This window comes from Pseudomonas sp. MONT-RG-20F-20-E-7-02 (genome assembly GCF_022662395.1).
GTDB lineage: Bacteria > Pseudomonadota > Gammaproteobacteria > Pseudomonadales > Pseudomonadaceae > Aquipseudomonas.
This window is the reverse complement of the sequence record NZ_JAKNQN010000002.1, coordinates 766888-783272: the sequence shown is the minus strand read 5'-3', so window position 1 is coordinate 783272 and position 16385 is coordinate 766888. Positions and strand designations below refer to the sequence as shown.

Below are 16385 nucleotides of genomic sequence, written 5' to 3'. Positions count from 1 at the left end.
CCATGCTTTCCAACCCTAATATCGATCTGGTCTCGCGCTTTCTTCGCCTGCCGCTTGAACAACGCCAGCAGTTTTATCAGCGCCTGCAAGCGCGCGGCATGAGCTTCGCGCAATTGCCGATTGCGCCCACCCGCGAGGGTGTCGAGGCATTGCCTTTGTCATACGCCCAGGAGCGCCAGTGGTTCCTGTGGCAGTTGGACCCTGACAGCGCCACTTATCACATCCCTGGCGCGCTGCGCCTGCAAGGCCAGTTGGACCTGGCGGCGCTGCAACACAGTTTCGACCGCCTGCTGGCCCGCCACGAAAGCCTGCGTACCCGCCTGGTGCAGGACGCTGAACAGCTGACCCAGGCCGTGATGCCTGAGGCCCGGGTTGAAATCGTGCACAGGCGCACGGACGAACAGCACTTGATGGCTGAGGTGGAAGCCGAAGTTGCGCGGCCTTTCGATCTGCTCCAGGCGCCGCTGTTGCGCGTGACGCTGCTGCAACTGGCCGACGATGAACATGTGCTGGTGATGGTGCAGCACCACATCATTTCCGATGGCTGGTCGATGCAGGTCATGGTCGAGGAGCTGGTGCAGCTCTACGCCGCCAGCAGCCAGGGCCGCAACCTGGAATTGCCCGAGCTGCCGATCCAGTACGCTGACTATGCCCTGTGGCAGCGCGGCTGGATGGAAGCGGGTGAGAAAGCCCGTCAATTGGCGTACTGGCAGGCACTGCTGGGCGGCGAGCAACCGGTGCTGGAATTGCCCCTCGATCACCCGCGCCCGGCCCAGCAAAGCCATCGCGGCGCCAGTTTGCAGGTGCATCTGTCACCGATGCTGGTCAGTGGTATCAAGCGCCTTGCGCAGCAAGAGGGCGCGACCCCGTTCATGCTGCTGCTGGCTGCGTTCCAGACTTTGCTCTATCGCTACAGCGGGCAGTCGGACATCCGTGTCGGCGTGCCGATTGCCAATCGCAACCGGGTCGAGACCGAGCGGCTGATCGGCTTTTTCGTCAACACCCAAGTGCTCAAGGCCGACCTTGACGGGCAGATGAGCTTCGTCGAACTGCTGCAGCAGACCAAGCGTCGCTCGCTGGAAGCCCAGGCCCATCAAGACCTGCCGTTCGAACAACTGGTGGTGGCGTTGCAGCCCGAGCGCAGCCTGAGCCACAACCCCTTGTTCCAGGTGATGTTCAACCACCAGACCGACGCCCAGGGCGGGCGCGAGGGCCAGCAATTACCGGGCCTGCGCGTCTCGGAACTGGACTGGGACAACCAGACCACGCACTTCGATTTGAGCCTGGACACCCATGAGTCCGCAGAAGGCATCTGGGCGGCGCTGACCTATGCGACCGACCTGTTCGAGGCCGCGACGATCGAGCGTTTGGCGCAGCACTGGCAGAACCTGCTGCAAGCAGTGGTGAACGCACCGCAGAGTCGTCTGAGTGATGTGGTGATGCTTGGCGCCGCCGAACAAACGGGGGTACTCAAGGCCTGGAACGCGCCGGCTACCAGCATCGAACTGCACGCGGTGCATCAACGGTTCGAGGCTCAGGCCCGGCAGCACCCTGAACGCCAGGCCTTGGCGCTGGACGAACAGGCCGTCAGCTATGGCGAGTTGAACCGCCAGGCCAACCGTCTGGCCCACTACCTGATCGCCCAGGGCGTAGGCCCGGAAGTGCTGGTCGGCATCGCCGTGGAGCGCTCGTTTGCCATGGTGGTGAGCCTGCTGGCGGTGCTCAAGGCGGGCGGTGCTTACGTGCCGCTCGACCCGCAATACCCGCGTGAGCGCCTGCTGCACATGCTTGAAGACAGCGGCGTGCGGCTGGTGCTCACGCAATCATCGCTGCGTCAGCGCCTGCCGCTGCCTGAGCACTTGGCGACCCTGGACATCGACCTGGCGGATGCGCAACTGGCGCACTGTGCCGAGCACAATCCAGGGCTCGACTTCGAACCGCGCAACCTGGCCTACGTCATCTACACCTCAGGCTCTACCGGCAAGCCCAAGGGTGTCGCCATCAACCATGCCGCCTTGAGTGAGTTCGCGAGCATTGCCGCTGACTATTCGTGCCTGACTGCGGACGACCGAGTTCTGCAGTTCGCGACGTTGAACTTCGACGGTTTCGTCGAGCAGTTGTACCCGGCCCTGACCCTAGGTGCCACCGTGGTGCTGCGTGGCCCGCAACTGTGGGACGGTGCCGAGCTGTACCGGCAGATTATTGCTCAGGGCATCACCTTGGCCGACTTGCCCACCGCCTACTGGAAACTCTTTTTGCAGGATTGCCTGGCAGCCGGCCCGCGTGCTTACGGCGCACTGCGCCAGGTGCATATCGGCGGCGAAGCCATGCCGCTGGATGGCCCGGCGTTGTGGCGTCGTGCAGGGCTTGGGCATGTACGCCTGCTCAATACTTATGGGCCGACCGAGGCGACCGTGGTGTCCAGCGTGCTGGACTGCAGCGCCGACACCACTATGATCGGCGCCAGCGCCAGCCCTATCGGCCGCGCGCTGGCGGGGCGTGGGTTGTATGTGCTCGACCGGGATTTGAACCTGCTGCCGGTCGGTGCCGTGGGTGAGCTGTATATCGCCAGTGAAAGCGGCCTGGCGCGTGCCTATCTGCAACGCCCGGCGCTGACGGCGGAACGGTTTGTCGCCGACCCTTTCAGTCATTCGGGCGCGCGCCTGTATCGCACTGGTGACCTGGCTCGCTGTCGCGCCGATGGCGTGATCGAGTACGTCGGGCGGGTCGATCATCAGGTCAAGATCCGTGGTTTCCGCATTGAGCTGGGTGAAATCGAAGCATTGCTGCTGGCCCAGCCAGGCGTGCGCGAAACCCTGCTTCTGGCGGCTGACAACCAACTGCTGGCCTACGTAGTACCCACTCACGCGCTGCCCGAGCACGAGCAGGTTGTGGTGGGTGAACAGCTCAAGGCCACACTGCGCGAGCAATTGCCGGATTACATGGTGCCTGCGCACCTGATCTTCCTCCCACGCATGCCGTTGAACCCCAATGGCAAGCTGGACCGTCAGGCCCTGCCAACACCCGATGCCGCCGCGGTGCAAGCCGATTGGCAAGCGCCAGTCACCGCCTTGCAACAGCAGGTTGCGGCGATCTGGGCCGATATCCTCGGCACTGAGCGTGTAGGCCTGACCCAGCATTTTTTCGAGCTGGGTGGGCATTCGTTGCTGGCGATGCAGGTGGTCTCGCGTATTCGTCACGCGCTGAACCTGGAAGTGCCGCTCAAGGCCCTGTTCGAGCAGCCGCGCCTGGATGGATTTGTCGCCGCCATTGAAGCCCATTCCCCGACTGCACCGAAGGCGCCGGCACTGGTGCCGGTAGGGCGTGAACAACCGCTGCCGTTGTCGTATGCCCAGGAGCGCCAATGGTTCCTCTGGCAACTGGAGCCGCAAAGCGCGGCGTATCACGTGCCCAGCGCCTTGCGTTTGAAAGGGCGGTTGGACATTGCCGCGTTGCAGCGCAGTTTCGACACCTTGCTGGCCCGGCATGAAAGCCTGCGCACCTGTGTGCGCCAGACCCACGACGGTGCGGTGCAGGTGATTGACCCGCGGGTGTCGGTGCAAATCGCGCTGGGCGATGTCGACGAAGCCCAGCTCAAGGCCCGTGTAGAAGCAGAAATCGCCCAGCCGTTCGACCTGCAACAAGGGCCGTTGTTGCGCGTGACGCTGTTGCGCCTGGCCGAGGATGAGCATGTGCTGGTGCTGGTCCAGCATCACATCGTGTCCGATGGTTGGTCGATGCAGTTGGTGGTGGAAGAACTGGTGCAGCTTTACGCCGCTTACAGTCAAGGGCAGGGCGTGCAGCTGCCGCCGCTGCCGATTCAGTACGCCGACTATGCCGTGTGGCAACGCAATTGGATGGACGCCGGCGAAAAAGCCCGTCAGTTGGCGTATTGGCGCGAGGTGCTGGGTGGTGAGCAGAGCGTACTGGAGTTGCCCTTCGATCACCCACGCCCGGCGGTGCAGAGCCACCGTGGCGCGCGCCTGCCTATCGAGCTGGCGCCGACACTGGCCCACGACCTCAAAGGCTTGGCCCAGCAGCAAGGCGTGACGCTGTTCATGCTGTTGCTGGCGTCGTTCCAGACCTTGCTGCACCGCTACAGCGGCCAGGAAGAGATCCGCGTCGGCGTGCCGATTGCCAACCGCAATCGCAGCGAAACCGAGCGCCTGATCGGCTTCTTCGTCAACACCCAAGTGCTCAAGGCCGACCTGCATGGGCAGATGAGCGTTGAGCAGCTATTGCAGCACACACGCCAACGCGCGCTGGATGCCCAGGCGCATCAGGACCTGCCGTTCGAGCAACTGGTGGAAGCCCTGCAACCGGAGCGTAGCCTCAGCCACAACCCGTTGTTCCAGGTGATGTTCAACCACCAGACCGATGTCGGCCAGGCCCAGGTCCAGCATCAACTGCCGCAGCTGCGGGTAGAAGGGCTGGACTGGGAGAGCAAGACCGCGCACTTCGATCTGGACCTGGATATTCAAGAATCCAACGAGGGTATCTGGGCCACGCTGGGTTATGCCCAAGACCTGTTTGAAGCCGCCACCGTGCAACGCATGGCTCGCCATTGGCAGAACCTGTTGCAGGGCATGGTCGCCGACCCGCAGCAAAGCCTTAGCCAATTGCCACTGCTGGACAGTGCCGAGCAGCAACAGATTCTTCAGCTGTGGAATCGTACCGACTCGGGCTTCTCGGCCAAGCGCCTGGTACACGAAATGGTCGCCGACCGCGCACGGGAAACCCCGACTGCCGTGGCGGTGAAATTCGATGCGCAAACCCTCACCTACGGTGAACTCGACCGCCAGGCCAATCGCCTGGCGCATGCGCTGATCGCCCGCGGTGTCGGCCCGGAAGTGCGCGTGGCCATCGCCATGCCGCGCAGTGCCGAGATCATGGTGGCGTTCCTGGCGGTGATGAAATCCGGTGGCGTTTACGTGCCGCTGGACGTGGAATACCCGCGCGATCGCCTGCTCTACATGATGCAAGACAGCCGCGCCAAACTGTTGCTGACCCACTCGGCGGTGCAGCAGCGCTTGCCGATCCCCGAAGGCCTGGAAGCACTGGCAGTTGATCAGGTCGAAGCCTGGGCGAACGTTGACGATAGCGCTCCACAGGTCGCACTGGATGGTGACAACCTGGCCTACGTGATCTACACCTCCGGTTCCACCGGCATGCCGAAGGGCGTGGCGGTGTCCCACGGCCCGTTGGTGGCACATATCATCGCCACCGGCGAGCGCTATGAAACCGGCCCGGCCGACTGCGAACTGCACTTTATGTCGTTCGCTTTTGACGGTTCCCACGAGGGCTGGATGCACCCGCTGATCAACGGCGCCAGTGTGTTGATCCGCGATGACAGCCTGTGGCTGCCGGAATACACCTACGCGCAGATGCACCGCCACAACGTGACGATGGCGGTGTTCCCGCCGGTTTACCTGCAACAACTGGCCGAGCACGCCGAGCGTGACGGCAACCCACCGGCCGTACGGGTTTACTGCTTTGGTGGTGATGCTGTCGCCCAAGCCAGCTACGACCTGGCCTGGCGCGCGCTGAAGCCGACCTATCTGTTCAATGGCTACGGCCCCACTGAAACCGTGGTGACGCCGCTGTTGTGGAAGGCGCGCAAGGGCGACCCATGCGGAGCCGTCTACGCACCGATTGGTACGTTGCTGGGCAACCGCAGCGGCTACGTACTGGACGCGCAGTTGAACCTGCAACCCATCGGCGTCGCCGGCGAGTTGTACCTGGGCGGCGAGGGTGTGGCGCGGGGTTACCTGGAGCGCCCTGCACTGACCGCCGAACGCTTCGTGCCGGACCCGTTCGGCAAACCCGGCAGCCGCGTGTACCGCAGCGGCGACTTGACCCGTGGGCGCCCGGACGGTGTGGTGGATTATCTGGGGCGTGTCGACCATCAGGTGAAAATTCGTGGTTTCCGTATCGAACTGGGTGAAATCGAAGCGCGCCTGCGTGAGCAGGACAGCGTCGGTGAAACCGTGGTGGTGGCCCAGGAGGGCCCGACCGGCAAGCAGTTGGTCGCCTATGTCGTACCGTTGGACCCGGCGTTGATCGACGATGCCGTGGCGCAATCGAACGGCCGCGAAGCGCTGCGCCGCGCCTTGAAAACCCGGCTGCCCGATTACATGGTGCCCACGCACTTGATGTTCTTGCCGCGCATGCCGCTGACGCCGAATGGCAAGCTGGACCGCAAAGGCTTGCCGCTGCCCGACGTGAGCCAGATGCAGCAGGTGTATGTCGCGCCGCAGAGCGAACTGGAGCAGAAAATCGCCGCGATCTGGTCCGACGTGCTGCGCCTGCCGCGTGTGGGCTTGCATGACAATTTCTTCGAACTGGGCGGTGACTCGATCATTTCGATCCAAGTGGTCAGCCGTGCCCGCCAAGCGGGTGTGCGCTTCACGCCCAAGGACCTGTTCCAGCACCAGACGGTGCAGAGCCTGGCAGCCGTGGCCCGCGAGGGCGAGGGCGCGGTGGTGCTGGATCAGTCGGCGCTGACCGGCGAGTTGCTGCTGCTGCCGATCCAGCACGGGTTTTTTGCCGATGACATCCCGCAGCGTGAGCACTGGAACCAGTCCGTGGTGCTGCAACCGCACCAACGGCTGGAAGTGCCGGTGCTGGTGGCGGCGCTGGAGGCGTTGATTGTGCACCACGATGCCCTGCGCACCACGTTTACCCAAGGTGCGAATGGCTGGAGCGCGGCGTACCGAGGCGCCCAGCAGCATCAGGCCGAACAGGTGCTGTGGCAAACCACGCTGAACAGCGTCGAAGAGCTGGAGGCCCTGGGCGATGAAGCTCAGCGCAGTCTCGACTTGAATCAAGGCCCGTTGCTGCGCGCGGTGTTGGTGGACATGGCTGACGGCGCGCAGCGCTTGCTGTTGGTGATCCATCACTTGGTGGTGGACGGTGTGTCCTGGCGCATCCTGTTGGAAGATTTGCAAACCGCTTACCGTCAACTGGCCGAAGGCGCCCGCGTGGTACTGCCGGCCAAAACCAGCTCCACCCGCGCCTGGGCCGCGCGGCTGCAGGCATACGCAGCCACCCCGGCGCTGGCGCGGGAGTTGGTGTGGTGGCAGGCGCAGTTGCAGGGCAGTCGCGCCGGTTTGCCGGGCGCCGACCCGCAGGCCAGCGTGAGTAACCGTCACGCCCTGAGCGTGACGACGCACTTGGATCAAGGGTTTACCCGTCGCTTGCTGCAGGACGCTCCAAGTGCCTATCGAACCCAGATCAACGACCTGTTGCTGACCGCCCTGGCGCGCGTGATTGTGCGCTGGACCGGTGATGAATCGATGCTGATCCGCCTGGAAGGTCACGGCCGCGAAGACCTGTTCGATGAGATCGACCTGACCCGCACCGTCGGTTGGTTTACCAGCCTCTATCCGTTGCAATTGGCGCCGACCGACTCGCTGGCAGGCTCGCTCAAACTGATCAAGGAACAACTGCGCGCCGTCCCGAACAAAGGCCTTGGCTTTGGCGCCTTGCGTTACCTGGGCGATGCGAAGGCGCAACAGGCATTGAGCGCCTTGCCGCGACCGCGCATCACGTTCAACTACCTGGGGCAATTCGACGGCAGTTTCGAAGGCGGCGAACAAGAAGGCCTGTTCGCGCCTTCCGGTGACGCCAGTGGCACCGAGCAAAGCCTGGATGCGCCGCTGGGTAACTGGCTGGAGATCAATGGCCAGGTGTACGGCGGTGAGCTGAAACTGAACTGGAGTTTCAGTCAGGAAATGTTCGCGCAAGCCACCGTGCAGCAATTGGCGGATGACTACGCGCAGGAACTCAAAGCCCTGATCGAGCATTGCTGCGCGGCGGCCCATCAAGGCGTGACGCCGTCGGACTTCCCGCTGGCGCGCTTGTCTCAAGGTCAACTGGACGCGCTGCCACTGAGCGTCGCCGAGGTTGAAGACCTGTACCCTTTGTCGCCGATGCAGCAGGGCATGTTGTTCCAGTCGCTGTATGGCGAGGGCTCGGGCGACTACATCAACCAGATGCGCATCGATGTGGACGGCCTTGATGTGCCGCGCTTCCGCCATGCCTGGCAGGCGGCAGTGGATCGCCATGAGATTTTGCGCAGCGGCTTCCTCTGGCAGACCGATGTGGAGCAACCGTTGCAGGTGGTCTACAAGCAGCGGCGCATGCCACTGGACGAGCTTGATTGGCAAGGCCGCGCGGATTGCCTCACAGCGCTCGACAGCCTGGCCGAGTCGGCACGCGCCCAGGGTTTTGTGCTGGAACAGGCGCCGCTGTTGAGCCTGTCGGTGATCCGCACGGGGGCGTCGAGTTATCACCTGATTTACACCAACCACCACATCCTGATGGACGGCTGGAGCGGTTCGCAGCTGTTCGGCGAGGTGCTGCAACATTACGCCGGCGAGCCGCTTGCGGCACCGACCGGGCGTTATCGCGACTACATTGCCTGGCTGCAGGCCCAGGACGAGGCCGTCAGCGAAACCTTCTGGAAAGCTCAACTGGCCAACCTGCAGGCGCCTACGCGTCTGGCGCGTGACCTTTCGACTGAAGCGCCTGCGGCCCTGGAGGCCAACGGCGAACATCGTTTGAGCTTTGATGCCGCTCATACCGAACGCCTCAAAGCGTTCGCGCAAAGCAATAAGGTCACGCTCAATACCTTGGTGCAAGCCGCCTGGCTATTGCTGCTGCAATATCACACCGGGCAGGCCACCGTGGCCTTCGGCGCCACCGTGGCGGGGCGCCCGGCCGAGCTGCGCGGTATCGAGCAGCAAGTCGGTTTGTTTATCAACACGCTGCCCGTAGTGGCCACGCCTGAGGCGCAGCTGTCGGTCAGCCAGTGGCTGCAGCAGATCCAGGCGCAGAACGTGCGCTTGCGCGAGCAAGAGCACACGCCGCTGTTCGAGATTCAGCGCTGGGCCGGGTTGGGCGGCGAGGCGCTGTTCGACAGCATCCTGGTGTTCGAGAACTACCCGGTGTCCGAAGCGTTGGAGCAGGGCGCGCCGTCGGGCCTGCGCTTTGGTGCCGTGCACAGCCTGGAGCAGACGCATTACCCGCTGACCGTGCTGTTGGGCATGGGCGACAGCCTCGGGCTTGAATTCAACTACGACCGGCAGGCCTTCAGCGCTGCGCATATCCAGCGCCTGGCCGAGCACTTCCAGCAGTTGCTGAACGCGCTGATTGTCGATGCCGACCAGCGCCTGGGCGCGCTGCCGTCGGTGACGCAGGCCGAGCGCCAGATGCTGCAAGCCTGGAACGCCACGGCGCAGCCTTACCCGCTGCAACAGGGCGTGCATCAGTTAATTGAGGCTCAGGTGCTGCGTACGCCGGACGCCCCGGCGCTGGCCTTTGCCGGTCAGCAGCTGAGTTACGCCGAGCTGAACCGCCGTGCCAACCGCCTGGCGCATCGCCTGATGGCGGCGGGTGTGGGGCCGGACGTGCTGGTCGGTTTGGCGGTGGAGCGCTCCATCGAGATGGTCATCGGCCTGCTGGCCGTGCTCAAGGCGGGTGGCGCCTATGTGCCGCTGGACCCGGAATACCCGCGTGACCGACTCACCTACATGCTGCAAGACAGTGGCGTGAATCTGCTGCTGACCCAGGCTCATGTGTTGGCGCACCTGCCGCTCCCGGCAGGCGTGCAGAGCCTGGTGCTGGAGAGCCTGGTGCTGGAGAGCGGCGAGGCGTGGCTTGATGGCTACAGCGAGCACAACCCTGATGTCGCAGTGGATGGCGAGAACCTGGCGTATGTGATCTACACCTCGGGTTCTACCGGGCAGCCCAAGGGCGCCGGTAATCGGCATTCGGCACTGACCAATCGACTCTGCTGGATGCAGCAGGCGTATGGCCTGGATGGCGGCGATACAGTGCTGCAGAAAACCCCGTTCAGTTTTGACGTGTCGGTGTGGGAGTTCTTCTGGCCGCTGATGACCGGCGCACGCCTGGTGGTGGCGGCGCCGGGGGATCATCGCGATCCGGCCCGGATGGTCAGCTTGATCAACGCCGAGCAGGTCACCACGCTGCACTTTGTGCCGTCCATGCTGCAGGCCTTCTTGCAGGATGCGGCGGTGGGTTCCTGCCACAGCCTGCAACGCATTGTGTGCAGCGGTGAAGCCTTGCCGGTGGACGCCCAGCAACAGGTCTTTGCCAAGTTGCCTGCTGCACGGTTGTACAACCTGTACGGGCCGACGGAGGCCGCGATTGATGTGACCCACTGGACGTGCGTTGACGAAGGCAGTGACACCGTGCCGATTGGCCGACCTATCGCCAACCTGGGCTGCTACGTGCTGGACAGCAACCTGGAACCAGCGCCGGTGGGCGTGTTGGGCGAGTTGTACCTGGGCGGTATCGGCTTGGCGCGGGGTTATCACCGTCGCCCGGCGCTCACCGCTGAACGTTTTGTGACTGACCCCTTCGGCAGCGGGGAACGGCTGTACCGCACGGGCGACCTGGCGCGCTATCGCGACGACGGGGTGATCGAGTACGCGGGCCGCATCGACCATCAGGTCAAGCTGCGCGGGCTGCGCATCGAGTTGGGTGAAATCGAGGCGCGTCTGCTGGAGCATGACGCTGTGCGTGAAGCAGCCGTGCTGGCCGTGGACGGCACGCACTTGGTGGGTTACGTGGTATTGCAGGCGCCGAGTGCGGATTGGAAAACCCTGGTCGGCGCACACTTGGCTGCGCACTTGCCGGACTACATGGTGCCCGCGCAGTGGGTGGTGCTTGAGCAGATGCCGCTGAGCCCGAATGGCAAACTGGATCGCAAGGCGCTGCCCAAGCCTGAAGCCAACGGCGCAGAGGAATACCAGGCGCCGCACAGCGAGATCGAGCAACAGGTGGCTGCGATCTGGAGCGAGGTGCTGGGTGTTGAGCGGGTAGGGCTGAACGACAACTTCTTTGAATTGGGTGGGCATTCCTTGCGTGTGCTGTTGCTCAAGGAACGTATCCGGCAGGTCAGCGGGGTCAACCTGTCTGTCAGCCAGTTGATGCTTAACCCTACCGTGCGCGGGCAGGTCAATTGCCTGCAGGGCAGCGCGCGCAGCGAGTTGATCGTCAAGCTCAACAGCCAGGCTCAAGGTACGCCGCTGTTCATGTTCCACCCGAGTTTTGGCTCGGTGCATTGCTATACCGCGATTGCCTTGGCGCTGCGCGAGCAACGCCCGGTTTACGGAGTGATCTGCCGTGCGCTGGTGGAAGAGGGCGCGTCGGTGCCTGAGTGGCAGGCGATGGTTGATGATTACGCCGCGCAATTACTCGCGGCTCAGCCCCAGGGCGCCTATCGCCTGGCGGGTTGGTCGTTGGGCGGCAACCTGGCGATGGAGGTCGCTTACGCACTGGAGCAAGCAGGTCGCGAGGTGGAGTTTGTCGGCTGGATCGATTCGGCGCCGCCGCAGTGGCTCACGCCGTATTGGGACGCGGTGGTCGTCGAGCAGGGGCGCGAGGCCTGCGCCAATGAGCGCCGTGCGGCGTTGCTTGGTGTGATGTTCCCGGCGTTTGCCGAGCAGATTGAAGGCGCGTGGCAGCAATGCCAGCGTCAGGCTGCGGATGAAGACGGACAATGGCAGGCGTTTGTTGTCTGGGCCGAACAGACTCTGGGTGAGGCGTTTACCGGCATCAAGGAAGAATTGCTGCGTGGCAATGAGGCGCAGATTTCCTGGGAGGTTGACCGTGCGTTGAGCGAGCGCCTGGAGGCGGCGGACTTCAAACCGATCAAGGCGCCGGTCAGTTGCTGGTGGGCCTCGTTAAGCCGCGCGGGGCAGTTCAAGGACCTGATCGAACAGAGCATGGCCGGTGTGATTGGCCAGGGGCGCATTGAGCGTTCGGTCATGATCGACACTGATCATGACGGGATCATCGACAGCGCCGCGTTCATCAACAGCCTGGTGGCCGCCATGGACTAAGGGGGGCGACTCATGAATCAACCCGGATCATCGATCCGGGTTTTTTTTGCTGGATTTCAGCCCGGGCAGACATGCTTTTGTGTGGGAGCTGGCTTGCCTGCGATGGCATCGACTGGGTGCCTGATAGTTCGAGGTGCCTGCATCGCAGGCAAGCCAGCTCCCACAGTTGACCGAGCATGGGCTTAACACACAGGCATAAAAAAGCCCGATGAAAGCGGTGCTTTTCATCGGGCGTTGGGTTGATCGCCTGGGGCGATCAGTGCATTCGATCAGAAGTCCCAGCGGGTGCTGAACATCACGTTGCGTGGCTCACCGTAGGCGGCCGAGTTATAGAAGCCCACGTTGGTGTAGTAGGTGGTGTCGAAGACGTTGTTGAGGTTGACGGTGGCCGAGAGGTTCTTGGTGACCTGGTAGCGGGTCATCAGGTCCACCACGGTGTAGGACGACTGGGTAATGTCCTGGTTTTTATTCAACGGCTGGTTCCAGATCTCGTTCCAGGCCTTGGTCTGCCAGCGCACACCGCCACCGACGGTGAACTTGTCCAGAGCGCCCTTGAGCTTGTAGGTGGTGTTCAGGTTGACCTGATTTTCCGGCTCGAAGGTGGAGATTTTCTTGCCGTCTTCGTCGCGCACGATCTTGTGGGTGTAACCGCCCTGCACTTGCCAGCCTGGACTCAACTCACCGGAGATTTCTGCCTCGTAGCCTTTGGTAACGGCCTTGGAACCCCTGAACGCATAGTTGTCGGGTGTCGGGGTTTGGTTGTTGTAGGCATCGTCCGGGATAGCGCGATTGGTCTCATGCACCTCGAAATACGCAAGGCTGGTGTTCAAGCGGCCGTCGAAGAACTCGCCTTTTAACCCTATCTCGTAGTTCTGCCCTTCGTCCGGCTCGAGCAGCGTTTGGTTGCGATCTTTATAGGTGCTTTCCTGAGGTTGGAAAATATCGGTATAGCTGGTGTACACCGAGAAATTGTCGTTCAGGTCATAGATCACACCCGCATACGGGATAAACCGGCCGGTTTCCTTGTAGGAAGGGTTTATACCGGTGACGTGATAGTTGGCGACGCGCCCGCCGAGGATCACGTTCAGGTCATCCATCACGTTCAAGCGTGTGGTCACGTAGTAGCCGGTCTGACGGATATTGTCGTCGGTGTACTGTTGCACCGGGCCGTAGATAGGCTTGGCGATCTTTCCATTCCAGTTGTAGAAATCGACTTTGTTGCCGCCTGGCCATTCCGGCGACCAATAACCCTTGCCCTGCCAGCGCGAGGTGCCGATCGAGCCGCCTACGACCAATTCATGGTCGCGGCCGAACAAGCTGAAAGGCCCGGTGGCATACAGGTCGGCCGAGGTGCTTTTGGTTTCGCCGGTGTACTTCTGCCCGTTGATCGACGCGCTGCCATCGGACTGGGGCTCAACGAACTGGATCGAGCCAAGGTCGGCGTGGTAGCTGTTGATCTTGTGGTCGAGTTGGAACTTGGTGACCCAGCCATCGCCCAGGTCATGCTCGAGCATGGCAAAGGCGGTGCGGGTGTTTTGTTCCCAGGAACTCCAGGTGGTGCCGTTGTTGTAGGAGCGCGGCATCTTGTTGATGCTGCCGTCGTATTTCACCAGCGGGAAGGAACCGGACCAGCTGGAACCTTGTGGAACGCTGTCCTGGTAGTCGAAGCCCACGGACAGCATGGTGTCGGGGGACAGGTCGAATTCGGTAATGCCGTAGTAGGTTTCGGTTTTGCGCGAGTAGTGGTCCATGAAGGAGTTTTTGTCTTGGTACGCCGCCACTGCGCGACCACGGACGTTGCCGCTGTCGGTCAGCGGGCCGCTGACGTCGACTTCGCTGCGATAGTTGTCCCAGGAACCCGCGCCCAGTTGCACATGGCCCTTGAATTCCGAGGTGGGTTTCTTGCGAATCAGGTTGATGGTCGCGCCCAGGGAGCCGGCACCGTTGAGCAGGCCGGTGGCGCCCTTGAGGATTTCGACGCGGTCATAGATCGCCATGTCGCTCAGGGTGTTGCCTGCCGAATAACCGACGTTGCGCACGGTGGACGGAATGCCGTCGTACTGGAAGCTATTGACCGAAAAACCACGGGAATAGTAGTTGGTGCGGTCGGTGTCATAGGCCGACACGGTGATGCCCGGGGTGTGGCGCATCACGTCATCGACGTTATTGAGGCCGAAGTCTTCGATGTGCTGGCGGGTGATCACCGTGATCGACTGCGGGGTTTGCCGCGGCGTCAGGGTCAAGCGGGTTGCCGTGGCAATGGTGCCCGGCGTGTAGGAGCCGGAGTCTTCGGTGATATTGCCCAAGGCGTTGCCGGTCACTTGGGTCGGGCTCAATTCCAGCCCGGCGGAGGTGCCGACGGCGGTCACGGTCAGCGAGTTGCCACTGAGGGTGTGGGTTGTCTCGGTCCCACCCAGCAAGGTGTCGATTGCCCGCTGCGGGTCCAGTTTGCCTTTGACTGCGCGGCTGCTCTTGCCCTGCACATCGCTCGGGCTGTACAGCACCTGCACGTTGGTCTGGCGCCCAAACTCCTGCAGCGCGCTCCCCAGCGACTGTGCAGGAATATCCAGCTCGATCTCCTGTGCCTGCGCATAGCCTGCAACCGGCAGTGATATCGCCAGGGCGAGTGCGCTCGGAAGAAGATTGATGTTCAGGGCCCGGCGCATGGATAGCGCTTTGCTCAGGGGGCTGAGACCGAGTCTTGCTGGCATGGATGCGTTCTCTTCTATGTTTAAGTGGGCAAGTTATAGGTGACTATTGAGTATTATTCTCATTACCACTAGTGAGACGTTCCTACTTGGAGAAACCGGAAAATAAATTTCAGGCCGGTTCCATTTCGTGCACCACCTGGCCGGCGCGCAGGCGCACCAACTGGTCGGCGATATCGAAATAGCGGTCGTCGTGGCTGATCACGATGATGGTTTTGCCCAGGCGCTTGAGGTCCGGCAGCAGCTCGGTGTAGAAAATCCGGCGGAACGCCGGGTCCTGGTCGGCGGCCCATTCGTCGAACACCAGCACCGGGCGTTCTTCGAGCCAGGCGTTGACCAATGCCAGGCGTTTGCGTTGGCCGGTGGACAGGTCGGTGGTGCTGAACACGCCGTCCTTGACGCTGACCTTGTGCGCAATTTCCAGGCGCTCCAGGTATTTGGCCGCGCTGTCGAGTGACTGGGTGGCGCTGCCTTGAACCAGGTCGTCGAACAGGTAGTAGTCGGAAAAAATCGTGGTGAACAGTTGGCGGTAGTCATCGCGCTCGGGGTCGGTGACGGCCTCGCCGTTGAGGCGAATCTCGCCGGCCTGTGGCGGATACAAGCCCAGCAGCAGTTTGATCAGGGTGGTCTTGCCGCTGCCGTTCTCGCCGACGATGAATACGATGTCGCCTTGCTTGATGCTCAGGTTGATCGGCCCCAGGTGGAACGGTTCGCTGCCTTCAATCGCCGGTGGGCTGTAGCTCACGCCGCGCAGTTCCAGGCTGTTGACCACCGGTTTGGGTGCTTCGCTGTCATCCATCAGCAGGTGCGGTTCGGGGGAAGAGAAGCGCTCCGACAGCTCGCTGATCCGGCCAAACGCAATCTTGGCCTTGCCCACCACCGGCAGATAACCAAGCAGGTGTTCCAGCGGGCCTTTCATGTACAGCAGTACCAGCACGAAGCCGGTGATTACCGTAGGGTCCGGGTTCGGGTTGTAGGCCTGCATCGCCAGGGCCAGGCCGATTACCACGAAGAACAGCATAGAGCCGAAGGTCTTGGCGAGGATGTAGATGTTCACCGAACGCACCTGAATGTCGCTGATGCGGTCGGCGGTTTCCTGGATGCGATGGGTGTTCATGCGAAAACGCCGTGGCCGGTGCATGCGCAGTTCCTTGGCACCGGAAGCGATCGCGTTGTAGTAGCGCTGCAGCTCATCCTCATGGCTGCGCGCCAGGTCGAAACCCTGGATGCCTTTGCCGCCGGCAATGAACTGCACGGCACTGCCGATAATGATCGCCACCACCATCATCAGGAACATTGGCACCGACAGGTAGGCCAGGTAACCCAGGCAACCGAGCGTGACGGTGGCGGCGATGGCCAACGGCGTGAAGGCGAAGGAAAAATCGCTGATGGTGTCGACGTCATGGGTCAGCACCGGAATCAGGCGGTGCGAGCGGTAGCGCTCGATCTGGCCGATGGGCGCCGACAGTACTTTTTCACCCAGGTCTTTGCGCAAGGCGGCGATGATGCGTTGGCCGACGTAGTTGGTGCCGATGTCCGAAATGATCGAGCTGACCAGCGCCAGCACGCACAACGCCGCAAAGGTCAGGACCACGCCTTGGGTCATGCCGTTGGCCGAATGCAGCGCATTGTTGATGGTGGCCAGCAGCAAGGTGATGGCCAGGCCGCCCGCCATGCCGAGGGCGACGGAGACCGTCACGATGGTACGGAAGGGCCTGAGCAAGGCGAGCAGGCCCTTGAAGGCGCTGCGTTTGGGGTCGGTCATAAATACATCCCGGAGAGTGAAAAGAGGGGCTGGGCACACAGA

At 62.5% G+C, this 16385-nt stretch carries 3 protein-coding genes; 1 reads left to right on the top strand and 2 read right to left on the bottom strand.

Annotated elements, in window-relative coordinates; translation table 11 throughout:
- Window positions 1–2 precede the first annotated feature (2 nt).
- Complete coding sequence (locus L8I05_RS08705) at window positions 3–11870, top strand: non-ribosomal peptide synthase/polyketide synthase (RefSeq protein ID WP_242168292.1); 11868 nt, start codon at window positions 3–5, stop codon at window positions 11868–11870.
- A 269-nt stretch (window positions 11871–12139) separates the two neighbouring features.
- On the opposite strand, the gene L8I05_RS08700 is transcribed toward L8I05_RS08705, so the two are convergent.
- Together L8I05_RS08700 and L8I05_RS08695 are read right to left on the bottom strand one after the other, a co-directional pair.
- Window positions 12140–14536, bottom strand: a complete 2397-nt coding sequence (locus tag L8I05_RS08700; protein ID WP_277931699.1) for a TonB-dependent siderophore receptor — start codon at window positions 14534–14536, stop codon at window positions 12140–12142.
- A gap of 154 nt (window positions 14537–14690) precedes the next feature.
- Window positions 14691–16343 carry a cyclic peptide export ABC transporter gene (locus L8I05_RS08695; protein ID WP_242168288.1) on the bottom strand — a complete coding sequence of 551 codons (1653 nt, stop codon included), beginning with the start codon at window positions 16341–16343 and terminating at the stop codon, window positions 14691–14693.
- Window positions 16344–16385: the final 42 nt, after the last annotated feature.

Bases quoted from the DNA above. Each gene is read 5' to 3' on its own strand.
- L8I05_RS08700 (WP_277931699.1), bottom strand. From the start codon at position 14,536: ATGCGCCGGGCCCTGAACATCAATCTTCTTCCGAGCGCACTCGCCCTG.
- L8I05_RS08695 (WP_242168288.1), bottom strand. From the start codon at position 16,343: ATGACCGACCCCAAACGCAGCGCCTTCAAGGGCCTGCTCGCCTTGCTC.
- L8I05_RS08705 (WP_242168292.1), top strand. From the start codon at position 3: ATGCTTTCCAACCCTAATATCGATCTGGTCTCGCGCTTTCTTCGCCTG.